Origin of the sequence: Microcoleus sp. T2B6 (assembly GCF_036700475.1) — a bacterium.
Taxonomy (GTDB): Bacteria; Cyanobacteriota; Cyanobacteriia; order Cyanobacteriales; family Microcoleaceae; genus Microcoleus.
Genome location: NZ_JAUBOZ010000033.1, coordinates 36,531 through 62,385, shown reverse-complemented (window position 1 = coordinate 62,385; position 25,855 = coordinate 36,531). Strand labels below are relative to the sequence as shown.

Sequence of the window (25,855 nt, the reverse complement as noted above, 5' to 3'; positions counted from 1 at the left end):
TTTGGGTATCCTCCTCTGTAGCCATTTCTTGCTGCCCAGTCACTCACAGCCCGAAACCGCTCTTCTGGGGTTTTAGGATTTCCCAACTCGTTAGCTGGGATGTCCCGCCAGTCTGCTGCTTCACGTTTGATTAGAACAGCACCGTAGACAACACCTCTGCCGTAATTAGCCTGATGGAAGTTTGGGTATCCTCCTCTGTAGCCATTTCTTGCTGCCCAGTCACTCACAGCCCGAAACCGCTCTTCTGGGGTTTTAGGGTTGCCTAATTCACTAGCTGGTATATCTCTCCAATCTGCTGCCGAAGTTTTTATTAGCATTGAACCGTAAACAGGCCCTTTTCCGTAATTAGTCCAATGGAAGTTTGGATAACCGCCTCTGTAACCGCGTTTTGTTGCCCAGTCATTAACAGTACGGAACCTTGGTTCAAGCCTCATCTGACCTACTAACTCAGTTCCATAATGCTGGTTACGGGCTCCTGTATTTGGTAGATTAGGCGACTCATAGAACCGAAAGCTATTGGCATCGTCAAGAGGCACTGACGCAGCTATACCACCGGTACATGACGGGTTTTTACGTGGCTCAATGTGTATGTGAGCATATCCGCTGGGAGTAGATCTTTCTGGATTTACCGTACCCAGTACAGTTCCTTCTTCTACACGTCCAGGCTTCACTCTGCTAGCAGGATTTAAATGACCAATAAATAGGCTCCCACCCCCAGATTCAGGCGATAGACAGACAAATTCATTCCAACCATTAATGTAAGTTACATTTCCTGTTGCAGGTGCCAAAACTGGTTGGTTGTTGGACGCACTATTTGTACCTGGTTGGCATCCTGTTCCTCCTGGTCTAAAACTGTTTTTTGCAAAAGACAAGTCAAAAGCAAAAGTATTTCCATGACTAATTGTTGGTTGATTGTAACCTTGGCAAACATACCAATATTGACCTGCCTTAAACGGAAGACCTATCCTCCGAACTCTTGGTTGGACTAAAACTTGTGCCAAGCTACTGCCATGTGTTACTTCCCACAGAAGGGGTATGGATATAGCTATTGTAAAGGCGATCAGCAAGCGCATCCAGATTTTGGGTAGATTGAAAAATTTCATGGTTCATTGCTAATACAGGACAAGCGATCTAATGCGTGATTTTTAGTAAGATCGCAATTGAATTTAAGTGTTGGTCTGACTGACCTGTAATTGTTTTTACTGGTTTATTGTGCCGTCAGGCATTGTGGCACCGCTAAGGTCAGCGCTCTTTAGAAGAGTACCAGCTAAGTTAGCACCAAATAAATTAGCTCCTTTCAAGTTGGCTCCCGTCAAATCTGCACCTAACAAATTAGCTCCTTTTAAGTTGGCTCCCGTCAAATCTGCACCACTTAAATTAGCATCATGTAGGTCGGATTCACTCAAATTTACACCGCTCAAATTACACTTATGACATTGCTTAGTTGTTAACAATTGCCTTAGTGGATTTAGAGTTTTGGGGGCACATAGGCTTGTTAGATTCACCACTCTACCATCTCCTTTTTGCATATAACATACCCAATTATTCGTCTCTGAAGTAGGTATTACAGAATACGTGGTAGCTTCGGCTACCCTAATTGGGAACACAAGATACTTGAATACTTCCAAAAGTAACAAGCCTAAAAAAGAAGAATTACGGTGTCGATTGTGTAAACTTTTCAACATGGCAAATGAATTAAGCACAATGATATGAAGCCAACAGAATTGCTTTTAGCAGTAGCGATCGCACTTGCATCCACTGCACTACCCAACAACACATCATCTGTCAGTAATTGCATAATCCCATCTCCTCACAAATATAGTTGCCTCAAAACCAGCAAAGCCCGCCTTGCAAGCCTTCCTAGATATCTATCAGGGCCTTCCTCTGCTTTTTATGCAGTTCGCCCAGTTTTTGTAATAAAACTTTACATTGCTCCAACAGCAGATAAGCTGTATGCCCGATCGCCCGCCAGATGCACCGTCAAACGTACCTGACAACCAAACACATCATTTCACAATACTCCACAATCCTGAATCTGTATAGGCTTAACGGCTCACCATTTGGCTCAACATCAAAGGCTCACTTGGCTCATTTGGCTCATTTGGCTCACTTTTTGGCTCACCAAATCATGTAACATTATTTACTAAGGCAGAATTTCCGTAGAGGAGTAGCAATGGCAGGTTTGCTCAGAGCATCCGAAGAAGGGCTAAAAATCATTGACATGGTAAGACGCAATCTCGGATGGAATAAAGCAGATGAGCTCTGGTGTCAGGCTGCTCTTACTTCAAAAGCAACTTTAAAACGATTTTGGACGCAGCAACCAATTAGACGAGAGACTTTTATACACATTTGCAAAGCTGTAGGTGTGAAAAACTGGCAAGACATTGTTGCGCGGGAAATTCAAGAACCAGAATTACTATCAGCCGCGATCGCAGATATCGCCCTAGAAAACCAAACCGATCGCACTTTCCCCCTCCCAGAAAACTTACCCCCCGTCAGAAATTGGGTACAGCGCACACAAGAACTCGATATCTTAAAAACCCTAATTGTTGAACCCCACACTGTAGGGGCGGTGCCCCCGTGCCCGCCCCTGCCCCCGTGCCCGCCCTGGGCTGGGGGGGTTCCCATCGCCATCTCAATTGTCGGATTACCGGGAATCGGAAAAACCAGCCTCGTCAGCCAACTAATTCGCCAACTCCACACAGAAAATACGCCCTTCACCTGCGCCGCTTGGCAATCCTTGCAATCTGCAACAGGCAAAGCACCCCCCTTCGATCGCACAATTGACTCGCTGCTATTCACCCTCTCCAACGGCGACATTACCGCAGCCGTCAATCCTCAAAGTGACTGTGGCAAAAAAACCGAAAATCTGCTCAAAATCCTCAGAGAAAAACCTTGCTTACTCGTTTTCGATCGCGCCGACACACTTTTGAAAGCAGGAGAGGCAAAAGCGGCTGGTTATTTCGCAGAGGATTGTGCAGAATATGCTTGGTTATTCAAACAACTATTAGAAACAGAACATCAAAGCAAAATTATTTTCACCAGTCGCGAAAGCTTAGCCGAATTGCCGTCAACAGTCACCCGCGAAATCCAGCTAAACGGATTGGATAAAGATGCCGCAGTTGCCCTATTGCAATCTTTTAATCTGACTGCAAATCCAGAAGAATTAGCCGAAATGTGCGATCGCTATTGTGGACATCCCAAAGCCTTACAACTCGTCGCAGCCTTGATTCGAGACGATACCGAGTTTCAGGGAAATGTCGGGATTTTTCTGCACCAGAGAGACTGGTTGCTGATTCGAGACATTGAAAGAGCGATCGATGAAATGATAGCGCGTCTGGGCGACGGCGAGCAAACTTGTCTCAGCCGAATTTCGGTCTATCAAACCTCAGAATATCCGCTATCTTTTGCAGGAATTAGCGCTCAAATGCCAGAATTCAGCAAGTATGAACTTAAAGAAAATATTATTCAGGCACTCAAGCGCCGACAATTGCTATATTACGATCGCCAACTCAAATCCTATCACTTGCATCCGCTAGTCCGAGAAAAGGGCGAGTACCTGCTAAGTCAAAACCCTGAAAATCTCCGTACCGCCCACAGCCAAGCCTATAATTATTATATCAGCATTCCCCTCAAACCTAAATCTGAATGGCAAGATATCGAGGATATTAAGCCCCTAATCAGAGCGCACTATCATGCTTCTCAAGCACAAGATTTAGATGCAGCAAATGCGATTATTTCTGAAGTTTGTGAGTATCTGCGGCAGTGGAATTGTGCAGAGTTAGTATGTGCAAATCTACCGTTGCCATTGTTAACGGAAGTAAAAAACATAACTCTGTAGGGGCGGGTTCACCGACAATAATTGCCAAAAACCCACAATCTCATAAACCCGCCCCCGCGCCACCATCAATCGCAATCTACCTCTTTTAAGATAACTAGAAAAACCTGGAGGGCGGGTTTATTTAACCTGTCTGCACCGTTAAATCTGTTGGTGAACCCGCCCCTACAGGATGTATGAAAATGGCGCAGAAGGTGAGATTAAACTGATATATTGCACCATTTTCAATAACTCTGTAGGGGCGGGTTCACCGACAATAATTGCCCAAAACCCACAATTTCATAAACCCGCCCCCACACCACCATCAATCCCAATCTACCTCTTTCAAAATAACTATAAAAACCTGGAGAGGGCGGGTTTATTTAACCTGTCTGCACCGTTAAATCTGTTGGTGAACCCGCCCCTACAGGAGCCATGACAATGGCGCAGAATGTGAGATTAAACTGATATCTTTCACTATTATTAATAACTTTGTAGGGGCGGGTTCACCGACAATAATTGCCCAAAACCCACAATCTCGTAAACCCGCCCCCGCGCCACCATCAATCCCAATCTACCTCTTTTAAGATACTTCAACCACTAGAATAAATCCCTCTTTCTTGCAGTTGCTGCATAAAAAAATCTTCCAAACTAGGCTTAGCCAAATTCATCCCAATTAGCTGCCCTCCCGTACCGCTCAGACTAGAAATAAACTCCTTCGGAGTGCCCTGCAAATGGCCGTACCACAAATCATCATCAACTTCCATATCCGGTATCCATTTTTTCAGGATATTCAAGTGTCCGCCCCTACCTTCAACCCGGTAAGTTTCAGTATTGCCGAGGAGTTCGTCGATCGCACCAATGCAAATTAACTCACCCTTCGCCAAAATTGCCACTCGATCGCAAATCTTCTCCACATCAGACAATATATGCGAATTAAAAAAAATCGTTTTTCCTTGATTTTTCAGCGATAAAATTATCTCCCGCATCTGATAGCGCCCCATCGGATCTAAACCCGACATCGGCTCATCTAAAAATACCACATCGGGATTGTTAATCAAAGCTTGAGCCATGCCGATCCGTTGCAGCATTCCCTTAGAATACTGGCGCAACTGTTTTTTAATTGCCGCCGATTGAGATAGCCCAACTAAATCTAGCAAATTCGGAATTCGCTGCCGCTGAATCGAGGGGGGAATTTGAAATAACCCCGCCGCAAATTGCAAGAATTCCCAGCCCGTGAGATAATCGTAAAAATAGGGATTTTCTGGCAAATAGCCGACTCGCTGCTTCACAGTGCGATCGCCCAAAGGCTTCCCCAACAGCAGCGCCCGGCCAGAAGTGGGGCGCACTATACCCAGCAAAGTTTTCAGCAGCGTAGTTTTCCCCGCTCCATTTTGCCCTAATAACCCAAAAGTTTCCCCCTCAGAGACAGTCAGAGTGCAATTTTTGAGCGATTCAATTTTTTCATTCATCCAGAAGCCGGTACGGTAGAACTTCCCCAGATTAAATGTTTCCACCACTGGGGTAGCTCTGGGCATCTCTATGGGATTTGGCGCATCTACAAGAGGTTCCATTTTTGTCACAGAAATAACTAGCACCTGATTATATTCTATTGCACAAGTTAAGTAATAATTGCTATTTTTAATGTTAAACTAATATTAGCTGTAGTTAAAATTTGCTAAATATGGATCGTTCAAAAATTATTGCTATTATCACTGGGGTGATTTCTATAGTTTTAGCAGTTGCCTACCTGCTGCTCGTCACCCTCCTTGACTTCCGAGGCGAAATGCTGCCCGCACCTCAAAGTCAGTTGCCAGTCTCCATGCCACTTCAGCAATTAGGCACTACTAACCCGACTTTGCGACTACATTAGTTATTGGTTATTGGTTATTGGTTATTAATCCTTGCAATAACAACCAACAACTAACAACCAACAACTGCCAACTAACTAATAGACATGAATTGCTTTCATCATGTGATATGCAACTAGCAACTGCGTCAAAGCTAGCGGGTAACTTTGCAAAACTTCGCCCGTTGTGCCGATAAGTTTGCCAATTTCCGGGTTGCCTTGGGCGGAGCAAAATCCCCGCAGGTGTGGCAACTCGCTACACAACATCATTTCCAGTTCGTTTACTTGCTCGCTGGTAGCGTGGGAGTCTACTTCCAAAACGTCAACAGGTTTGCCCATATCCCGATCGAGTCCCAAGCGAATTGCAGGTTTAAAACTCTCGCTGCCTCGACCTAAAATTTCAGTAAAATCAGGGTGAGGAATTGTAGGTCTGAGCACTAAACGGACGCTCAAATTCGATTCATTGTCCGCTTCGGGCGGGTAAAAACTAACTACAACATCGGCCGATTTGCGCTGAGGACGAATGAAGTCTTCAGAGTCCGGTTCCCGTTTTTTTATTTCTGCAAGCACCTGTTCTTCAGTATAACCGCGCTTCATGACATCGCGCTTAACTTTCCACTGACTTCGCAACTCTTCGGGAGGAGCAAGATACACTTTTACGTCGTAAGAATCGCGGATTGTTCGGGTTGCGTAACCCAGCAAACCTTCAACTATGACAAATTTGCTGGGCTTGATGTATTCCGGTGGGTCGAATGTACCTGTGGTGTGGTTGTAGATGGGTTTGAGAATTGCTTGTCCGGTACGCAGCAGGCTGAGATGCTGCTGCATGATGTCGAGGTAATTGCAGTCGGGATGCAATGCTGTGATTCCGATTTCTGCCCGCTGCTTTCTGTCGTAGCGATGATAGTCGTCAGTGCAAATCACAGTGACATTTTCTGGCCCCAATACTTGGGCAATTCCCCGCGTCAGGGTGGTTTTGCCCGCTGCGCTGTCTCCGACAATACCGAGAATAATTGGTCGATCGCTCATTGTTTTTACCCGGACGCACAATAGCAAATTTTGTTGTCAATCTTACATCTTATCAAAGTTGTGTTCGATCCGATCGCTCGGTTCGACCGAAAGCATCCAGGATACAAGCCCCCGGATTCATCTGTGGAGAAATAAAAAACCTGTATCCGATAAAGGAGCCCCCGAATTTATCCGTGGGGTCAATGCTTCAAATCTAAAATCTACAATCTAAAATCTAAAATCGATTGACTTGATCCCCCCCGGAGTCTCCCCAATCTGTAAAATTATTGTTATATTTCTTAATATAATGCGGCACCGGAGACTCAGGGAGCATCTGATTAAAAAATCACGCCCATTTCTCAACCGCCCAAGATGTCGATCGTACTTTTGAATCCAACTCTTGTCAGAATTTCGCGCAAATTATCCCTGCAAAGTGTCCGGGTAGTCTCTTTTGTCTTTTGTAGTGCCAATTGCAGCGGTGGGGCTTGTGGGATATTTTTGGTTTCAAAACCAGCCAGCAAGCAGTGCATCAATTCGCCAGTCAATCAATCGACGCCCAGGGCGATCGAATTTATCCGCAATATGAAGTTTTAGCCCCAGCTTTCGCTGTTTTGACAAATTAGTATAATAAATGTGAGTTCAGGAGGCGATCATGCAATCACAAACCTGTTTTCTTTTCCTCTTGCTTGCCTTCAGCAATGCGTCTTTCCGTGAAAAAAATAGGTTTGGACGCATCCGTGCGTAATTTATAAATTAAAACAAATTTTAAGTTTAACTAAGCCCGTAGCAAGCCGATGAATCAACCATCTTCAGAAAAATTAAGGGGCAGTATTTTAATTGTGGACGACAGTCTTAACAATTTATTGTTACTGGAGCTGATCTTATCCAGGAAAGGCTATAAAGTAGAAGCTGCATCTAGCGGTCAACTGGCACTCGATGCTGTGGATTTGGCTCAGCCTGACTTGATTTTGCTGGATATTATGATGCCCGATATGGATGGCTATGAAGTTTGCAGTCGCTTGAAAGCGAGCGATCGCACTCGTGGCATTCCCATTATTTTTCTGAGTGCTGTGGTACAAGCTTCTGAGAAGGTGAAAGCCTTTAATGCTGGCGGGGCGGACTACATTACTAAACCTTTTCAAACCGTAGAGGTAATCGCTAGGGTAGAAAATCAATTGCGGCTGCGGGAACTAGAGTTGCAACTGAGGGAGAACAATCTGATGTTGCAGCAGGAAATCGCCTATCGGGAACAGGCAGAAAGGGAAACGCGGTTGCTTTTGGAAACAACCAAGTCTCAGAAAGAAAAAATTGAAGAATTGCTATTAAATATTTTGCCAAAATCGATTGCAGAGCGCTTGCAGGAGGGGCAAAGCATAATTGCTGACAGCTTTTCGGATGTCAGTGTTTTATTCGCCGATTTGGTGGGATTTACGAATTTTGCCTCTCAAAAAACTGCGGCAGAAACGGTGAAAGTTCTGAATCAAATTTTTAGTCTATTTGACGAGTTATCGTTAGGGCACGGTTTGGAGAAAATCAAAACTATGGGTGACGCTTACATGGTAGTTGGCGGTTTGCCGGAACCGCAGGAAAATCACGCTTTTGCCATTGCCCAAATGGCACTAGATATGCAAGCTGCTCTCACTAGCTTCAATGTCGAAAACAATCACAACTTTAGTCTCCGCATTGGGATAAATATTGGTGGGGTAGTGGCGGGAGTCATTGGTTTAACTAAATTTAGTTACGATTTGTGGGGGGATACAGTAAATGTTGCTCAGCGCATGGAATCAAGCGGTATTCCGGGGGAAATTCAGGTGACTGCTGCGGTTTACGATCGTTTGAAAGATAAATTTTGGTTTAAAAAGCGCGGTGCTGTTGAGATTAAAGGTAAAGGAGAAATGATGGTTTATTTGTTAGGGGCGCGAAATTAGTCAGTTGACAGTTGACAGTTGGTAGGGGCGGTGCCCCTGTGCCCGCCCTCTTAGTTGACAGTTGACAGTTGACAATGCCCAATTCCCAATTCCCCATTCCCAATTCCCCATTCCCAATTACCACTCATCGTTGCGTTTGTTGCTGTAAGTTTCCCAATCGTCTTGTTGCGGCGGCTGATACAAGGATTCTGGTTCTATTTCTGGTTCCAATTCCGCTGACATTTCTAATTCGGGTTCCGATTCCTGCTGATAAATGTTCAGAGGTTCGACAACGCGGGCGATCGCATCTTTGACAAATGCTTTGACAAACTCGTCTTTCCGATTTAACTGAAACTGCCTTTGCACGACTTCGGCAATGCCACCATCGCCCCAATCTTGGTCATGGCGGAAATATTCAATAAAACTTTTACCGGCAATTCTGGTTAAATAAGCCGCACTGACTGCTTGAATTGCTTTGCCAAGTACAAACCCGGCTACGCTTAACTGCAGCGCCCTTGACACTACTTGAATTACGCCTTCAACTATTCCCAAACTTGCTAGGGTTTTTGCTAGAGACAAGGCCAGTTCTTTCGCGCGATCGATGTTTAATTCGCAGCCGTAAATCTTAGCAATTTCTACTACCATTTGAGCGTTAACTGCTGCTGTCGCTAACAAATCCACAACTGGCAAAGGCGTTACAGCAATTACTCCGGCTCCGATCCACTGAAAGCGCTCTACTGCTTTATCAGCTTGCCGCCTTCTTTGAGCATCAATTAACTTGCGCGCTTGGTCTCCCAAGTGCTGAGATTGCAGCAAAATATTGTCCGCAATTAAGTCTTCGCCTTCGGCTCGCAAAATCGCAGCGACGCGCCGAATTAATGGCATAATATCCGGGTCTGGCTGAAAAATTGTGCCGTCTTCTAGTACAACTTTTTGCGGATTGGCGCTAATGGCTACTACATCCATTGCTGATACAAAACCTTTGACTCGCTGCCGCAGTCGATCGAGAATTTCATCTCTGTCGGTGTCGGGATAAAGGTCAACTTTATTAAAAACCACGATCGACCTTTTGCCAATTTCCGCCAAAGTCCGCAGCGGTTCGTACTCGGATTTGCGTAAATCGCCGTCCAAAACAAATAAGATCAAATCTGCCCTCGCCGCCAACTGCCTCGCCAATTCCTCTCTGTAAGTTCCCGCAACTCCCGCTTCCAAGATGCCTGGGGTATCGGTAATTGCTAATTCTCGATCGATTCCTTTCAATTTCAGAGTGTAAGTTTCCCCAACTTCGGTAGTTCCCATCGGCGCGCCCACCTGTCCCGCCATCCGCCCCACCAGCGCATTCACAGCGGAAGTTTTGCCCGCAGAACCGGTGCCGAAAACCACTACTCGAACGCTGCCACGAGCCATGCTAGCTTCAATTTCGCGGGCTCTCAACAGCAAAGCTTGCCGCGCTACTTCATCTTGAATGCGATCGACTTGTTGCCTGATTGCTTTGAGATTTTCCGAAGCTGCTTCACTTTTCACAACAGGAATCTTCGGAGTAATCGGCCGTTTTCCCTTAACTTTCTGAGGGCGTTGCAGCAGCCTAAAATAGTAAACCAGCGCAAAAATTAGCGTTCCCAAAAGTACAATTATCAGGAAAATTAGCAAATTAGCCAGCAGCGGAGAAGCAGACCACGCAACTTGACTGTAAAGCCCTGTTAAGGAACTCACCAGCCCAATAATCAGCCCCAGGGTGAGGCAGAAAGCAGCAATTAAGGTTAACAGGCGCGGCAAAGGCATGAGGGGAGTGGCAAATAAAAGGGTTATGCTGTAAACTACCCGACACTCATGCTTTGCATAGAGTGCGGGCTTTCAGTAGCCCTCAAGACAACTTCCTGCAAAGAGCAGGACATTATCTCGGAACCTCCGGGCAGGTTTACGATCTGCCCCAATGTAGCAATATTTCTTGCTCCATTCACATCGGCATCGCCAATCCATCCGCATCGCTCATTCAGGCACTCAAACCGCTTACCTTGGCGATTGCCAATCACCTTGCAACAGTGACAAGTTTTGGAGGTATAGCGCGGATCAACCAGTCTTACATCAACGCCAAATTTCACGCCTTTATAGGTCAGGAATTGGCGCAACTGGTAGAACGCCCAACTATTGCTGCGTCTCCGTTCTGTTTTAGACCGTGGCAGTTCATTGGTACGCTCTCTGATTCCGGTCAAGTCTTCCAGGGTAATAGCCTGATTTGATGTCTTGGCTTGCTGGATCAGTCGATAGCTGATGGTATGGTTCAGCCATGTCTGGAATCTCCGTTCTCGTCCACTCAACCGTTGCAAAATCTGTCTCGCCCTTCTACGAGTAGACCTTGTGCCTTTGGACGCTTGACGCTGTAACGAAGCCCGTACACGGCTATATCTGTCTCTGGCTTGTGTTACCTGTTTGCCACTGAATTTCTCTCCAGCAGATGTACAAGCAATGTCTGTGCGTCCCAAATCAACACCCAAGACATCATCAGTCTTTTGTTTCTCTGGTGGCTCAGACTCAAGCTGAATGTTCAGATAAAAGCTACCATCGTTGCGCTTTACCAAAGTTGCCGTTTTGGGGTCTTGTCCTTGCAGCAAGTGTTTTTGGTAATTACCAATGTGCAGCTTAAACTTTTCTCTGCCCTTGAGCATGGTCAAGCTGACCAACCAATCCGATTCGCCTCTATGTGAAAGTTCTCGCGTCGTAAGTGGCAGAAGTGGGGGCAAACTTCTTAACGGGCTTACCCTTTTGCTTTGCCGTTTTGCGATTAGCGCAAACTCTACGAATTGCGTGAATCGTCATTTGAGCAGACAGCCCAGAATGCGATCGCGCTTCCTTGTAAATCAAGGACTGAACAGCAATCTGATTCGTCAGCTTTTCGGGTGTATGGGTGTTCACGTACTCACAGCATTTTGCAAAGGCAGTCAGTACCGCATTCAGCTTTTCAACCTGCTGCTGCGATACTTCCAATTTGCAAGAGACTGTAAGAACTTGGGACATTTTCAATAAGTGAAGTTTTGCTGTTGTTATTGTAGCGTATTGGCAGCTTTCGGGGTTAAGAACTGCTCGATAATCTCTACCCATACCTGGACATTACTACCGTTTTTGTTCAGATATCAGACATAACTGTAACCATCTTTGCGATGGATGGCTTTACAGTAATCGAGCCTTACTGAAAACCGTTTTTTGTTGATAATGAACTCACCTCTTCCATCCGACATAGGGCAGACTCTAGTTGTAAATGTTCCTTGATACTTACCTTTCGGCACATCGGCTCGAACAATATCGCCAGTACAAAAGCCAAAAATTGGACGCAGCGGGCGATGCTTGACTGGATAGCCATATTTATCCGTTTGGCAGCGCTGCCTTCCACCAAAACCAGTTGCAGTGACATTGAGAATGCGCTCTGTTAAGACTTGCAGCGTTTGGGTGATACCCACACAAGCTGCATCCAGCCAGTGAGTTTTTTGCAATCCCAACCGAGTCCTGTTGTATTTGGTTTGTCCTCCTGTACCTGTTGTGACTGGCAAACCTGTTTTTTTGAGTTGATTAAACAATGCCCATCGGGTAGCATTAACGGCTGCTGCATCCAAACAAGGTCGCTTGGCTTGACCTAAGATCCGCTTTAGTAAATCGGGCTTTTTTGAGAGAAACTGCTCAATTAATTTGGTTCCTTTCTTGATGTTGCATTTCTCACAAGCTAAGCACAGATTAGAGATACGGTTGCTACCTCCTTTCGCTCTAGGGTGAATATGCTCGATCTGTAAAGGAACATTTTCAATCCCGCAATAAGCACAGTTTCTTTGCCACTTTTCTAATAAATACTCGCGGCTCTCGTACCCAAACAAAGTGCCTTGTTGGTATTCGCACCCGCTAATCTCTGGATTTTCTAGCGCTTGCGTGTCAAACTTAACTAACTCCTGTCTGATTTCACCAATAGGAGCAAATTTACACAGACGCTTGACCCAAGTTTCTGTGGTTAAAACCCGATGCCTTAAACTTGGTGCTAGCCACCCTTGAGGGCGCGAACGGTTCAGAAAACGCGGCTGGCGGTAGCGTGTATTGCGGTTTCTCCGACCTCTCCGTAAAGACCTACGAGAGTCAAGAGCTAGTTTAATTTGTTGCCCGCGATGCTTCAATTCCATCCCCCAAATAACCTCATCCCGGTCGGTTACAAGAGCAAATCCCGTAACTTTTGAACCCGGATCGATTTTGAGAGTAAGAGGATGAACAACTGGAATATCGATAGCTCGTTTCAGAATTAGAGTAAAGGGATATCTGCGAAAAACAGCAGCTTTACCCTGCTCTAATAATTTCCTTGCCTGTACTGGATGAATTGGATTCATCGGTGTTTTTTGAGCGTCAATGAGAAAAACGTAGTTTGACATCTTCTGTCATCCAATTAAGTAATGTTTGCCTCGGTAATGTTGAGAGGGCTTGTTCGGAACTAGGCACGGGCTTATAAACCTTTCACCACGACTTTTTAACCTAGTTCGACAGGGCAGAAAACTGGCGTTTATTTTCTGGTGTCATGACCCTCCCAACGTAGGCTTCGGAAAGCCTTAACCTGCACGTTCGTTACTCGGGGTAGAAGTTTCTACTTCTGTCCAGATTTGGGTAGGTTTTTACGAACGGTTTTAGTGGTAGCGGGTGCAGATAAAGTGCGATCGCCCTCTTGCTGCAATTGTAGCTTGCACCAGAACTAAGTAAGTCGCTGGGAAAATTCGCCCGTATGTAACAAAAGATTAAGTAGGGTGATTCGAGTTAAATTTAATAGGTTGTGTAAGGTTGTGTACGGTTTTTTCTTTACCTTCCACCCCATGAATTACCGCAGAAGCAAGCTCTAATTCCGAGTCAAATATTTGTCCTGCTCGTTCATCTTTTTTGATGTGTTGCCATTCCCAGGCAAAGCAAATTTATTCCTTCTCATATCAATTCCGGCTGCGCCGGAATGATATCAAATCCGGTTGATCGACCGCGATTTTCGTAGGGGCGGGTTCACCAACAATACTTGCCAAGAATTGACAATCTCAAAAACCCGCCCCGACCGGGATATTATGGTTAATCAATCGGACATGATATGATATCAAATCCGCCCTTCATCGTCGGGCGTAAAGTCGAATCCCGATGCCAACAAATAATTCGCGCAATTTTCATTTTTTTGACTCACCGTCAACAGTCAACCGTCAACAGTCAACCGTCAACAGTCAACAGTCAACAATGATTCCGGTTGCACCGGAATCGATTGCTATTTGCCGACAATCGGCAGAGTGAGATGTACCGTTGTTTCCTTTTTATAGATGCTGGTAATTGAGAACTCTCCTCCTGCCAGTTCGACAATTTTCTGGACAATTTTTAAGCCGATACCGGTACCCTGCTGCTCATAGCTCTTGCGCTCAAACTGCATGAAGGCACCAATTTTAGCAATTTGCTCTTCTGTCATGCCCTGCCCGGAGTCATGTACAGATAAATGCAGCATCTCCCCTAGGACTTGACTACTAACTTTAATGGTTGTCTCTGGTGAGGAGAATTTCAGTGCATTATCAATTAATTCATGGAGAATCGTTGATAGATATCGCTCTGATAGAGCGATCTCCGCTTCCTCAAGAGTGAACAACATATCGTTGCTACGATTGACGCTCTGAGCCTGGTATTTCAACTCGGCTTCAATGGCGGAAGCTGAAAATAGAGTTTGGGCAGATTCGATCTTGTGCTGGCGACTTGCGGATAGTTCTAATTCTAAATAAATCAGGAATTTTTTCGTTAATTTTTCTAGGCGACGGCCAGATTCATCGGCCCACCCTAACATCTCACGGATTTCGGCGATATCCATGTCTTCGATATCGTCCTTGAGCAACCCGATCGTGGCTAAGATGCCATTGAGGGGCGTATTCAGTTCGTGGGATAGACTAGAAGCTAAGTTCCCACGCAGCTCATTGAGGGTGCTTTCCAAGGCATTGATGGTATTTTCTTGGATGTGGTATAAGTTCTGGATATTATCATACTGTTGCTTGATTCTGAGCATGGAATGCACGCGAGCACGCATTTCAATAGCATTTACAGGTTTACTGATGAAGTCGTCGGCTCCGGCAGTTAGACAGTTGGCAAGGTCTGACTTTCTGTTTAATGCTGTCACCATAATGATGGGAACGGCTTGCCATTTTGGCATGGCTTTGATTTGCCGGCAAATCTCGATGCCGTCTATTCCCGGCATCATCACATCCAGCAAAATAAGAGCCGGATCAAATATATCGAGGGATGCGATCGCTTCTTGCCCGCTGGCAGCATAATGCAATTGATAATCCTGCTCTGATAACAGGGTTTCAATCACATCAAAGTTATCCGGCTCATCATCAACAATTAAGATAGAGAATTGAGACATAATTTTAACGACTCCAATAATGTAGAAAGTTTTATGAGTTCAGGTGATACCCGTCAGCTAGGCTGCCAAAGTGATTTCAAAAATGGCACCTTTTGGTTGGTTGCTTCTCACACCAATTTCGCCCCCATGTGCCTCAACGACCATTTTGCAGAAAGCTAAACCCAACCCTATTTGAGAGACCTCCGACATCAGATTTCCAATCTCGTATTTCTCAAAAATCTTGTGTCGCAATGTATCAGGAACACCCGGTCCAGAGTCGATAACCTGGATTTTTGCATGGCCAGATGTGAGGAATTCTACATTCACTATGATTTGACTATTGCGTGGGGAAAACTTAATGGCATTCGAGAGGAGATTATCCAGCGCTCGATGTATCAGGGTGGCATCAACCGAGACTTTCCTACTGGTTTCTTCAGGTAACTGAGCGACCAGCAACTGATTTTTTTTAGCAGCGATTACTTCAAAGTTTGATATGGCAGACTCTATGATATCGCACAAATAAACCTCTGCGTAATTGAGACGATTTTCACCTGCTTCGAGTAAAGCCATTTGCAATAAATCATCAATTAATAGCTGTATAGCTTGTGCTGATGAGTAAAGTCGCTCCAGTTGGGTTTGTTGTTGTTCTCTAGGATACTCTATGCTTTTTAGGAGTTCCAAGCCAAGCAAGATACCAGCCAGGGGATTGCGTAAATCGTGGACTACCATTTTAACCATATCTTCCCGCAATTTTAGTAAGCTTTGCAGGTCGTCATACTGGTGCTTAATTCGCAGCATGGAGTGAACTCGGGCACGCAGTTCAAGAGCAGTTACAGGTTTACTAATGAAGTCGTCAGCGCCGGCAGTGAGACAACGGGCAAGGTCTGATTTTGAGTTTAATGCTGTCACCATAATGATGGGAACGGCTTGCCATTTTGACATGGCTTTGATTTGCCGACAAACTTCGATACCATCTATTCCTGGCATCATCACATCCAGCAAAATAAGATCGGGATCAAATATGTCGAGGGATGCGATCGCTTCTTGCCCGCTGGCAGCGTAATGCAATTGATAGTCTTGCTCACTCAAGAGGGTTTCAATTACATCAAAATTATTGGGTTCGTCGTCAATGATTAAAACGGATGGTCTATTCACGGGTTATCCTTACTTAGAAGCTAAAAGTTGTTGAATAGTGCTTGCCAATTGCTTCAGCTTGACGGGTTTGGTGAGGTAATCATTGGCTCCGGCGGCAAGGCAACGATCGCGATCGCCCGTCATGGCTAAGGCAGTTAGGGCAACGATCGGCAGATCAACTAAGTTTGGATCGCAGCGAATCTGCTGCATAGCTTCTAGACCATCCATACCAGGCATTTGAATGTCCATCAGAATTAGATTGGGGTTTTCCGACTTGGCCAGGGCGATCGCCTCCTCTCCATTCTTAGCCAAGAGAATGCGATAGCCTTTAGCTTTCAGGTAGCTCGAAATCGTAGTGATATTGGCTTCATTGTCTTCCGCCAGCAAGATTAAGGGAGAGCCTCCCTGCTGTTGGGGCCCGCTGGGTTCGATGCGGGGCTCTGTCTGGGATTCCAGGGCAACAGAGGAGGGCGCACCAGTAGGGGCAGTGCCCCCGTGCCTGCCCTCCAATTCGATGCCCCCGTGCCTGCCCTCCAATTCGATGCCCCCGTGCCTGCCCTCCAATTCGATGCCCCCGTGCCTGCCCTCGAGTTCGATCGTGAAGCAACTTCCTACACCCACCTCGCTGGTGAGCAACACCTGCCCGCCGTGGAGTTCGACAATGCGTTTCACCAGGGCAAGCCCCAAGCCTGTCCCCTGATATTGACGATTCAGGGCGCCATCGATTTGGATAAAGGGCTGAAACAGTTTGTTGATATGTTCTGGGGCAATACCAATACCTGTATCGATGACGGCAATTCGCAGAGTCTCTTTGACCAAAAAATGGGGTGGGGAATCGGCAGAATCTGGGTCGGCCCGGCGCTGTTGACGGCTGACTTCTAGGGTGATGCGTCCTCCGCTAGGAGTGAATTTTACCGCGTTGTTGAGCAGGTTGATCAAGACTTGGCGCATCCGCCGTTCATCCATCAATAAGTCGGGCAGATTGAGTGGCACTTTAATCTCTAGTTGGATGCGTTTTTGCAGGGCTTGTTGTTTAATAAATGGCAGACTGGATTGACAGAGATGATTGATTGAAACTGGGGTGCAATCGAGCTCCATTTGACCGGATTCAATTTTGGCGACATCCAAAATGTCGTTGATTAACTCTAGCAAGTGAGAGCTACTGCGCTCAATGGTTTGTAAAGCTTTGATTTGTTGTTGGTTGACGATGCCAAATACTTGCTCTTGTAGCCCCTCGCTCATGCCCAGAATGGCGTTAAGGGGCGTGCGGAGTTCGTGGCTCATGTTGGCAAGAAATTCGTCTTTGAGACGGGTAGCACGGGCCAGTTCTTCGTTAGAGGCTCCCAGTTGTTGGTTGCGCTCGGTGAGTTGCTGCTGGGCTTGTTGCCGTTCGGTGAGTTGTTGCTGCAACTGCTCAAATAGGCTAGCTTGTTGAACCGCGATCGCCAACTGGTTAGCAATTTGTTGCAGGAGTTGTGCTTCCGACTCTTGCCAGACTCGCTTTTCTCGGCAAGCATGGACAACTAAAACCCCCCAGAGCTTGTTGGTTTGCCCGGGGGCAACCCCTCTATGGCTTTCGCTGCTTCGGACTTCTTGCAGGATAGGTGCAACCATTTTGGACTTGACTTGACCAACGCTTGCGTATTCCACCAAGCAATTAGTCCCCATATCGGTGATTATATCGGGGACGATACGGGGATTGCCCTGGCAATAGTGGTTGAGGATTTCTTGAGACCACAGTTGGTCGTCCCAGTAAAGGTTTTTGAGCGCGGGAAACTCGGTCAACACAGATTCTTCAACTATTTGACTTCTGCCATTGTCAAATAGCCGGATTACGATGATTCGATCGCCTTGCAAGATTTCTTTGACTTGCTGTGTCACAGTCGCCAAAATTTCGTTAATATCCAACGATTCGCGAATTTGCTGGGCGATCGCTCCCAAAGTTCGCTGCCGTTGCAGTTGTAAAGCGATCGCCTTTTCTGTTTCCTTGCGGATAGCCAGCTCTGATTGTACCTGTTCGTAGAGGTAAGATTGCTGAATGGCGATCGCTAATTGATTAGCAATTTGTTTAAGTAAATTGATTTCCCACTCTTGCCATTGGCGCGGACGATCGCATTGATGAACAATCAGCAATCCCCAGAGGATTTGATTCTGAATAATTGGAACTACGAGTTTGGCTCTGACCTGGATTTCTGCGAGGAATTCAACCAAGCAGGGTAAGATTGACTCGTTTTCATCTTCCCTATCGTTGAGGGCATAAACTTTTCCTTGGATATAGCGATCGTAGTTCTCTTCGGGGAAAACCTCTTCAGGGAAGAGGATATCCAAGAGCTTAGACGTATTTGGCGAAACAGATTCAGCAATGGCAGCCCCCGTCCCTTCAGGATAAACCCGATAAACCAGGGTTCGGTCTGATTGCAATACCTGATGGATTTCCTCAACAGTGCTATTGAGAATCTCCTCCAGATGCAGAGACGATCGCATCCGTTTAGTAATCGCTCCCAGCAAACGCTCCTGTTTTGCTTGTTGTTGCAATCTCAGTTCGGATTCTTTGCGATGGGTGATATCCTGAAACGTGCCTACCAGACCAATAATATTACCTGAGCAGTCTCGCAGGGGAGCCTTGTGGGTTTCGAGAAATATTGGTTTACCATTGGGTAGGGTTAGCGTTTCTTCGATCCCTAATATAGCTTCACCCGTTTCGATTAACCGCCGATCCATCGCACAATAACCGTTCGCCTCGACTTCTGCGTGGCAAATATCTAAATCTGTTTTACCTATACTTTCAGTCGTAGATGGCAAGCCTAGAGTTTTGGCAAACTGCTGATTGCATCCTAAAAAAACAGACTCTCGATTCTTCCAAAACACCGAAAGCGGGATGGTATCGAGTACCGTTTGCAGAAACTGCTGAGATTCCTGCAAAGCCTTCTGGGCCTGTTTGCGATCGGTGATGTCTACTAATACACAAATAGTTTGATCGTCTGAGTCTGGGAGGAGTGCGGCTCCCATCAGGACAGAAATCCGGCTGCCATCCTTACGGTAGTATTCCTTTTCCCAGGGCTCGCTCGTGCCATCCTGCATCACGCGCTCCATCGCTACAACATCAGCGTGGACATATTCGGGGGGGGTCATGGCATCCCAATGAATTAGCCCCGCATTTAGTTCCTCCCTCGTGTAGCCAACCATCTGTAAGAAGCGATCGTTGGCATCGATAATGTTCCCCTGAAAATCGGCAAATATCATGCCGCTCACACTGGACTCAAACACCCGGCGGAAGCGGATTTCACTGCTTTCCCTGGCGAGTTCAGCTTGTTTGCGATCGCTGATATCCGATAAAATTCCCTGGATGCTAATCAATTCCCCTTCAGCATTTATAACGGGTGTGGGACTGCTTCTCACCCAGACATAATTGCCATCTCGGTGGCGAACTCGGAACTCATAATCACTTGACTTTTTACCACATTTGAGATTCTCCCGATAATATGTAACCAGCAAAGAGCGATCGTCTGGATGCACCAGATGTAGAAACGACTCACCAATCCATGCACGCTCATCCCAGCCAAACATGGTCGTGAATTGCGGTGACACATAAGTGAGTATGCCATCGGGTTCACATGACCAGATCAAATCATTAGCCCCTTCTACCAGCCGCCGGAATTTAGCTTCACTCTCTGCTAATTCGGCTTCGATCTGTTTGCGATCGCTGATATCCCGGCATACACAAATCAATAATCCATCGTCTGTGAGGGTGAGGGATAGCCCTTCGGCAAAGGTAGAGCCATCTTTGCGGGTGGCGATCGCCTCTCCCTCCCAAGCACGATCGCGCATCAGCACCGGAAAGACTTCCCGATCAAACCGTTCTAACTCCTGTTGGGAATACAAAAGTTTCCAGGTTTTGCCCAGCAGTTCTTGGGGATGTTCGTAGCCAAACAGTGTTAGATGGGCTTGATTCACATAGAGGTAGGTCTCTCCTTGGATAATCGCAATGCCGTCGATCGCCGCCTCAATTGCCGCCAGTTGTCTTTTTAGGGTTTCTTGGGTTTGTTTGAGATCGCTAATATCTGCAAAATAGCCAATAATCTCGGTTGGCTTGCCTTGTTCATCTCGCACCAGGCGCAGCTCATCCCGTAGCCAAACGTAGTGACCATCGCGATGCAAAAATCGATATTCATGCTGATGAGTGTTGTGTTCAAAGAGAGCGGATATATGTGCAAAAACCCTAGGGGCATCTTCTGGGTGAATATGGTTAGCCCAGAAGCCAGATTCCGATAAAAATTCTTCTGGTTTGTAGCCCAAAATGGCTTCGATATTTTTGCTCATGAAGGTTGCTCCATAGTCCCCATAGGGCTTACAGCTATAGATCATGGCGGGACTGGAGGCTAGAAGAAATTCGAGGCGTTCTTTCAACAGGCGATTTTCTCGCTCTGTCTGTTGACGCTCAGTAATGTCTTGGATCAGGCCAAGCACATAGAGATGTTTATCATCCATCGATAGGATAGAGGTGGAAATGGAGATAGTACGGCACTGTCCATCTTGGCGCCGGATTTCCCTTTCCAGAGCGATTAAGTTGCCCCTTTGTCGCATCTTTTTCAGGTCGGCAATCGTCTGTTTTTGAGATTCTTGATTATCCAGGTACAAGCTGTGATACCACCCCAGACGGTTAATTTCTTCTAAGGTGTAACCCGTAATCGCTTGCATTTGCTGATTCCAGACTGTGAAGCACAGAAAGGGAAACTCCTCAACTTCATAGAAAACGCACAGCCCTTCTGTCATGTTTTCTACAATTTGTTGACGGAAAGTATTTTCCTGCCGAAGCGTTGCTTCGGCCAACTTGCGATCGGTAATGTCGAAGCGAATGGCTAGATACTGAAAAGGTCGCCCGCCTTCGTCCAAAAAGGGGACAATGGTGCTGGCAACCCAGTACAGGCTACCGTTTTTTGCCTGGTTGCAAATTTCACCGCGCCAAACATGACCGCTAGCAATGGTCTGCCACAGGTCTTGGAAAAACGCAGGGGGATGATAGCCAGAGTTGACTAGGCGATGGGTTTTGCCCATGAGTTCATCGCGGGAGTAGCCAGAGACTACACAGAAGCGATCGTTGACGTAGGATATCACCCCTTCGCGATCGGTGATGACCACGATGGCAGACTGATCCAAGGCCTGTTTAAAGGCTGATAATTCTTGAATTAACTGCTGTCGTTCGAGTTCAGCTTGTTTGCGATCGCTAATATCAAAGTTGAGCCCAATCATGCTCTGGGGATTGCCTTGGGCATCTCGCACGACGACAGCATAGGCTTTAATAAAGTGGAGGCTGCCATCGGGATGCAACACTCGAAACTCGGTATCAAATTCTGCCTCTCCTAAGACGGCTTGCTGGAGCAATGTTTCGGTGGCGGTGCGGTCTTCGGGATGTAGCCGGCTTGCCCAAATGTCGTAAACCACAAGGGAATCAGATTGTTTTGTGACACCGTACAGTTCGTACATCCGCTCATCCCACAAGACGGTGTTGTGTACAAGATCGAAGTCCCAACAGCCGAGCGCCCCTGATTTGAGGGCCAAAGCGAGGCGATCCGATACTTTCTGTAGTTCTGCTTCTGCACGTTTGCGATCGCTAATATCTTTGGCGATACCTAAAAAGCCGATAATTTGCTGATTGACATCCTTGAGGGCGCTGATGGATAGCGACACAGGAAATCGAGAGCCATCTTTGCGGATATAGCTCCACTCTTCTTCGCTGAGAACACCTTGGCGTGCTTTGGCAACAAAAACTTCAAAGCCGGGGGGAATATTTTGCCCTAGTTCGGCAGAGAGTGATGCTGCCCGGTCAATTACCTCATTTGCATCGTGGATGAGTTCGGGCGTACCTTTGCCGACCACTTCTGCTGCACTGTAACCGAGCATCCTTTCGGCTCCAGCATTAAAGGTCTGGATGATGCCTGTTGGGTTAGTGGAGATGATGGAGTAATCAGCACCATCGAGGATGGCGCGTTGCAGGCTGTTGACTTGCCAAAGCTCTTGGGTGCGTTCTTCGACTTTGGCTTCTAGCTGTTGGTTTAGTTGGTACAGTTGTCGCTCGGCCTGTTTGCGATCCGTAACGTCTCGAATCATAAACAAGGCTTCATCTTCGCCGCTCTTGACAATTCTGACCTCTTCATATTGCAGGCGCGGGCCAATGTGCACCTGCTGTTCATAAACTTGCAGTTCTCCTGTGCGTAAGGCTTGCTCTAGGTGGTGTAGATGTCGGGTCGCAATTTCTCCTGAAATAAGATCCACCATCGCCACACCAGGCCTATCGAAATCTGTACCCAGGAAGTCGAGCGGACGATGGGCTGTCACCCTCCCCCGATAAATACCATCGGCACCCATGCGAAACATGAAGTCTGGAACTGCTGCTAATATGGCTCGGCTCTGGGCTTCGCTCTGGATCAGGGCGGTTTCGGCAAGTTTGCGATCGCTAATGTCTGTAATAGCGCCTACATAGCCAACTACTTGCCCGTCTGCATCCAGTTCGGCAACGGACTGCCCATATACCCAAGCCACAGCACCGTCGGGACGTTGAAAGCGATATTCGAGCCCGAAAGGGCGATTTTCTTGGACAGATTTTTGCCATTCGACCGCGATCGAGTCGCGATCTTCGGGGTGCAGCCCTTGTCGCCATCCTTCCCCGATGGCGGCCTTTGGGCTGAGTCCGGTGATCAGACACCAGCGATCGTTAACATAGATGCAGTTGCCCCCAGGATCGGTGCGGAAAATCCCCACTGGTGCGACTTCCACGAGGGTGGCGTAGCGTTCTTCGCTCTCTTGCAGGAAGGCTTCTGTTCGTTTGCGATCGCTAATGTCGGTAATGGTGCCTATAGAGCCGCTCCGATGTCCATTGGCATCGAGTTCGGCGACGCACTGCCCATAAACCCACCTTACTTCACCGTCGGGACGTTGAAAGCGATATTCGAGTTCAAAAGAGTCGTTACCTTGGATGAATTGCTCCCATTGGGCAATGATCCAATCGCGATCGTCGGGGTGCACTCCTCGTTGCCATCCCTGTCCGATAGTGGCTCCTGGTGTGAGTCCGCTGATCTGAAAGTAGCGATCGTTGACATAGGTGCATAGCCCCTCCGCATCGGTGCGAAAAATCCCCACCGGAGCGGCTGCGGCAAGGGCGGCGTAGCGTTCTTCGCTCTCGATCAGGGTGGCTTCGATCCGCTGTCGCTTTACCAGTTCCTTCTGCAATTTTTGGTGGATCGTGGCTTGCCCAATGGCGATCGCCAGATGCACTGATAAGGCTTGTACCAGTTCGACTTCTTCCGGTTGCCAGGCGCGGGCGTGCTGGCTTTCGCTGGCATTGAGCAAGCCCCATAACTCATCGCCACACAGTAGCGGCACCAAAAGTTTGGCTTTTGTCTGGAGGCGGCTCAGCATCTGCCGATGACAGTCTGATATGTTGGCTGTGGAGATATCTGGTACGACGCGAACATATCCCTGACGATAAATCTCAGGATTGTCTTGCTTATAGCAGGTCTCATTGACCCGTTCGCCCAACAGAGACAGGGACGAGTCGGTGGATTCTGCCACGACAATGATTTCCCTATTGGCTTCAAACCGCCAAATATTGACGCGATCGCAGCCGATCACTTGCCGCACCTGCTGCACAGTCGTATCCAAAATCGTTTGCAGGCTTAGGGACGAGCGAATTTGGGTGGCCAAGTCTGCGAGTAATTTCTCTCGTTGTACCTTGGTGTTGAGAGCGGCTGTCCGAGCTTCCACCTGTTGCTCGAGCTCAAGGTTGCGATTTGCTAGCAGCGCTACCTTTTCCGCCTCTAGGCGCACCACCTTCTCTTCCCACTTCTGGACCAGCTTGTATAGCTCCAGCGGGTTGAGGGCTTGCAGCAAACTGGTCTGGGTGACGATGCCTAATAGTTCTCCTAGCTCCCCTGTCACCGCCAACCGACGGATCGATCGCTGCTCCATGATCTGCTGCACAGTCCAGAGCGAATCGTCGGATCTAACGCCAAAAATCGGCGTACTCATTACCGCCTGAGCTAGACAGGTTTCCAGGTTCAAGCCCAATGTCTGAAATTGCACAATATCCCGCTCGGTGAGAATCCCCACTGGCATTTGTAGCGGTTCAGCAGAGATTCCGCCTGGGTGCACAATCATCACGGAACTGACGCGATGCTCTGCCATAAGTTGAGCGATGGCCAGTAGGGAAGTATCTGGCGCAGCACAAATCACTTCGCGGGTCATCACTTCTGCTACGATACGCAACCGCAGCAGGTCGATCGGTCGAGATATTTGGCGCAGACTTTCGTGAGTCACTAGGCCCACTAGGCGATCGAGCTCGTCCACGATGGGCAAATGGCGAATGTGGTGCTGCAGGAGCAGATTAATCGCAAAAAATAAATCGGTGAAGGCGGACTCGCGGAGGGTGACGACGGGGTGTGCCATCACCTCCCGGATCACCAAATTCTCCAAGGAACGCTGCTGGGCACTCAGCCGCACCACGTCTCGCTCGGTCAGTACGCCGACCAATTGCTCGTTTTCCACTACCAACACGCAACTCGATCGCGCCTCCTTGTGGAGGTCGTCGAGTTGACCATCCGCCGTTCTAGCGGTGTTGCAGAGCGATCGCACGCCGCTCATTTGGGCGATCGCATCCATCACCGTCGTATCGAGCGAAACCACCAAGGGGTGCCGGACGATCGCAGTCCTGAGTTCTATTGGAGTGAGAGCCGTAGTACGCATGAACATGAGTTTATAGGGTTTTATTGCTGATTTTTTTTTTAACACTTCGCCTTAAACACATGAGCTGATAGCCTAGCCTGGCGTCAGCCATACTAACGAGAATAGTTACTTAGGTGCACGACATTATTCTCTAAATATTATATTTACTTACTGTTGGCTCCTGCATAAAATTAGTTAGGGATATTCGGCGACTCTAAGGTAACGCTCTTTCATCACTTTCCTGAGATCATAAAAATAGAAAGTGCCGTAAACCCTTTACGACTATGTTGAAGCTCGGAGAACCCGCCGTAACGATAAAATTTGTTGAGGATCGACGATTACTGTGATTTATACAAAGCCTACCAAATACTATTTCCATAAGTGAGAAGTTGTGAGGCTTTTAATTACTTTCATGTGGGAATTTTCTAATATGAAGCGTAAAACACTACCAGCAATATCTCGTGTAGTGGGATTAAGCAATGAACAAAAACTCTGGTATTTTCTAAGCGAATTACTTGAAAATTAGAAGGCTTGAAAGAGCTAGGTTAAACCTTATTCTACAAGAGAGAGCATCTCAATGAAAGCCGCCCTCCGCTAGAAATTCGAGTTAGGAGTCAGGAGTCAGGAGCCAGGAGAAAAGAGTCAGAAGGAAGAAGGAAGAAGGAAGGAGCCAGAAGAAGTGTTTTTACAAATATGAGATGCTCCCCTACAAGAACTAGCCGGACAATAAATTTTTATAATTATTGTTGATTAATTATGAAATCCCAAGAAAGGGAATACAACCGATTATGTTCAACGAGGTCAACACTCAAATATAGTTTTAGTAAATCGGCGTGAAAAAACCGAACTACAGCGGTTCTCAAGCGTGGTGAGGTATGCCAGAGGCCCTATACCCTATGCCCTATAGTACCTGATCTTTCTGAGAAAGACTATACTTATTTATTCGGTGATTTATTCCCTCGCAATTCGAGCCATACTTTTTTATTAAGAAACAAATATCACATTAAGTAGTCAGGAACCCGGTTTCTTAACGTAAGTGCGTCTTG

16 protein-coding genes are annotated in these 25,855 nt (G+C 47.0%); 5 read left to right on the top strand and 11 right to left on the bottom strand.

Annotated features, from left to right (window positions below; all coding sequences use genetic code 11):
• Both QUA00_RS16365 and QUA00_RS16360 read right to left on the bottom strand, forming a co-directional pair.
• The coding region (locus tag QUA00_RS16365; RefSeq protein WP_333410239.1) for a M23 family metallopeptidase at nt 1–1,103 on the bottom strand (1,103 nt) is incomplete at its 3' end.
• Between the two features lie 96 nt (nt 1,104–1,199).
• Complete coding sequence (locus tag QUA00_RS16360; RefSeq protein ID WP_333300175.1) at nt 1,200–1,529, bottom strand: pentapeptide repeat-containing protein; 330 nt, start codon at nt 1,527–1,529, stop codon at nt 1,200–1,202.
• Between the two features lie 180 nt (nt 1,530–1,709).
• Here QUA00_RS16360 and QUA00_RS16355 point away from each other — a divergent pair, with 180 nt between their 5' ends.
• A complete protein-coding gene (locus QUA00_RS16355) occupies nt 1,710–1,994 on the top strand; it encodes a hypothetical protein (RefSeq protein ID WP_333410238.1) in 285 nt (94 codons plus the stop codon).
• Nucleotides 1,995–2,173: 179 nt separating this feature from the next.
• Nucleotides 2,174–3,841, top strand: a complete 1,668-nt coding sequence (locus tag QUA00_RS16350) for an ATP-binding protein (RefSeq protein WP_333410237.1) — start codon at nt 2,174–2,176, stop codon at nt 3,839–3,841.
• 569 nt (nt 3,842–4,410) lie between these two features.
• Here QUA00_RS16350 and QUA00_RS16345 read toward each other — a convergent pair.
• Nucleotides 4,411–5,391 (bottom strand): ABC transporter ATP-binding protein, encoded by a 981-nt coding sequence (locus QUA00_RS16345; RefSeq protein WP_333138247.1) that lies wholly within the window; start codon nt 5,389–5,391, stop codon nt 4,411–4,413.
• Between the two features lie 110 nt (nt 5,392–5,501).
• Here QUA00_RS16345 and QUA00_RS16340 point away from each other — a divergent pair, with 110 nt between their 5' ends.
• Nucleotides 5,502–5,690 carry a hypothetical protein gene (locus QUA00_RS16340; RefSeq protein WP_333138249.1) on the top strand — a complete coding sequence of 63 codons (189 nt, stop codon included), beginning with the start codon at nt 5,502–5,504 and terminating at the stop codon, nt 5,688–5,690.
• Nucleotides 5,691–5,765: 75 nt separating this feature from the next.
• Here the strand turns inward: QUA00_RS16340 and QUA00_RS16335 are convergent, their stop codons facing one another.
• Nucleotides 5,766–6,695 (bottom strand): phosphoribulokinase, encoded by a 930-nt coding sequence (locus QUA00_RS16335; RefSeq protein ID WP_333138251.1) that lies wholly within the window; start codon nt 6,693–6,695, stop codon nt 5,766–5,768.
• 449 nt (nt 6,696–7,144) lie between these two features.
• Here QUA00_RS16335 and QUA00_RS16330 point away from each other — a divergent pair, with 449 nt between their 5' ends.
• Complete coding sequence (locus tag QUA00_RS16330; protein WP_333410236.1) at nt 7,145–7,297, top strand: hypothetical protein; 153 nt, start codon at nt 7,145–7,147, stop codon at nt 7,295–7,297.
• Between the two features lie 171 nt (nt 7,298–7,468).
• Entirely contained in the window at nt 7,469–8,602 is a 1,134-nt protein-coding gene (locus QUA00_RS16325; protein WP_333410235.1) for an adenylate/guanylate cyclase domain-containing protein, read from the top strand.
• 117 nt (nt 8,603–8,719) lie between these two features.
• Here QUA00_RS16325 and QUA00_RS16320 read toward each other — a convergent pair whose 3' ends face one another.
• The 7 genes from QUA00_RS16320 to QUA00_RS16290 form a co-directional block, all read right to left on the bottom strand.
• Nucleotides 8,720–10,363, bottom strand: coding sequence for a GTP-binding protein (locus QUA00_RS16320; RefSeq protein WP_333305830.1), 1,644 nt, complete (start codon nt 10,361–10,363; stop codon nt 8,720–8,722).
• A gap of 35 nt (nt 10,364–10,398) precedes the next feature.
• Nucleotides 10,399–11,322: a transposase gene (locus QUA00_RS16315; protein WP_333138259.1), complete on the bottom strand. Its 924-nt coding sequence runs from the start codon at nt 11,320–11,322 to the stop codon at nt 10,399–10,401.
• On the bottom strand, nt 11,279–11,596 hold the full coding sequence (locus tag QUA00_RS16310) for a hypothetical protein (protein WP_333305828.1): 318 nt from the start codon (nt 11,594–11,596) through the stop codon (nt 11,279–11,281). The genes QUA00_RS16315 and QUA00_RS16310 overlap by 44 nt, the downstream gene beginning before the upstream one ends.
• Before the next feature lie 116 nt (nt 11,597–11,712).
• Nucleotides 11,713–12,984: an RNA-guided endonuclease IscB gene (gene iscB / locus QUA00_RS16305; protein ID WP_333138263.1), complete on the bottom strand. Its 1,272-nt coding sequence runs from the start codon at nt 12,982–12,984 to the stop codon at nt 11,713–11,715.
• An 860-nt stretch (nt 12,985–13,844) separates the two neighbouring features.
• Nucleotides 13,845–14,978, bottom strand: a complete 1,134-nt coding sequence (locus tag QUA00_RS16300) for a hybrid sensor histidine kinase/response regulator (protein WP_333138265.1) — start codon at nt 14,976–14,978, stop codon at nt 13,845–13,847.
• A 57-nt stretch (nt 14,979–15,035) separates the two neighbouring features.
• Nucleotides 15,036–16,112: a hybrid sensor histidine kinase/response regulator gene (locus QUA00_RS16295; protein ID WP_333138267.1), complete on the bottom strand. Its 1,077-nt coding sequence runs from the start codon at nt 16,110–16,112 to the stop codon at nt 15,036–15,038.
• A gap of 9 nt (nt 16,113–16,121) precedes the next feature.
• Nucleotides 16,122–24,836, bottom strand: coding sequence for a PAS domain S-box protein (locus QUA00_RS16290; RefSeq protein ID WP_333410234.1), 8,715 nt, complete (start codon nt 24,834–24,836; stop codon nt 16,122–16,124).
• Nucleotides 24,837–25,855: the final 1,019 nt, after the last annotated feature.

Bases quoted from the DNA above. Each gene is read 5' to 3' on its own strand.
- QUA00_RS16360 (WP_333300175.1), bottom strand. From the start codon at position 1,529: ATGCAAAAAGGAGATGGTAGAGTGGTGAATCTAACAAGCCTATGTGCC.
- QUA00_RS16355 (WP_333410238.1), top strand. From the start codon at position 1,710: ATGAAGCCAACAGAATTGCTTTTAGCAGTAGCGATCGCACTTGCATCC.
- QUA00_RS16350 (WP_333410237.1), top strand. From the start codon at position 2,174: ATGGCAGGTTTGCTCAGAGCATCCGAAGAAGGGCTAAAAATCATTGAC.
- QUA00_RS16345 (WP_333138247.1), bottom strand. From the start codon at position 5,391: ATGGAACCTCTTGTAGATGCGCCAAATCCCATAGAGATGCCCAGAGCT.
- QUA00_RS16340 (WP_333138249.1), top strand. From the start codon at position 5,502: ATGGATCGTTCAAAAATTATTGCTATTATCACTGGGGTGATTTCTATA.
- QUA00_RS16335 (WP_333138251.1), bottom strand. From the start codon at position 6,695: ATGAGCGATCGACCAATTATTCTCGGTATTGTCGGAGACAGCGCAGCG.
- QUA00_RS16325 (WP_333410235.1), top strand. From the start codon at position 7,469: ATGAATCAACCATCTTCAGAAAAATTAAGGGGCAGTATTTTAATTGTG.
- QUA00_RS16320 (WP_333305830.1), bottom strand. From the start codon at position 10,363: ATGCCTTTGCCGCGCCTGTTAACCTTAATTGCTGCTTTCTGCCTCACC.
- QUA00_RS16310 (WP_333305828.1), bottom strand. From the start codon at position 11,596: ATGTCCCAAGTTCTTACAGTCTCTTGCAAATTGGAAGTATCGCAGCAG.
- iscB (WP_333138263.1), bottom strand. From the start codon at position 12,984: ATGTCAAACTACGTTTTTCTCATTGACGCTCAAAAAACACCGATGAAT.
- QUA00_RS16300 (WP_333138265.1), bottom strand. From the start codon at position 14,978: ATGTCTCAATTCTCTATCTTAATTGTTGATGATGAGCCGGATAACTTT.
- QUA00_RS16290 (WP_333410234.1), bottom strand. From the start codon at position 24,836: ATGTTCATGCGTACTACGGCTCTCACTCCAATAGAACTCAGGACTGCG.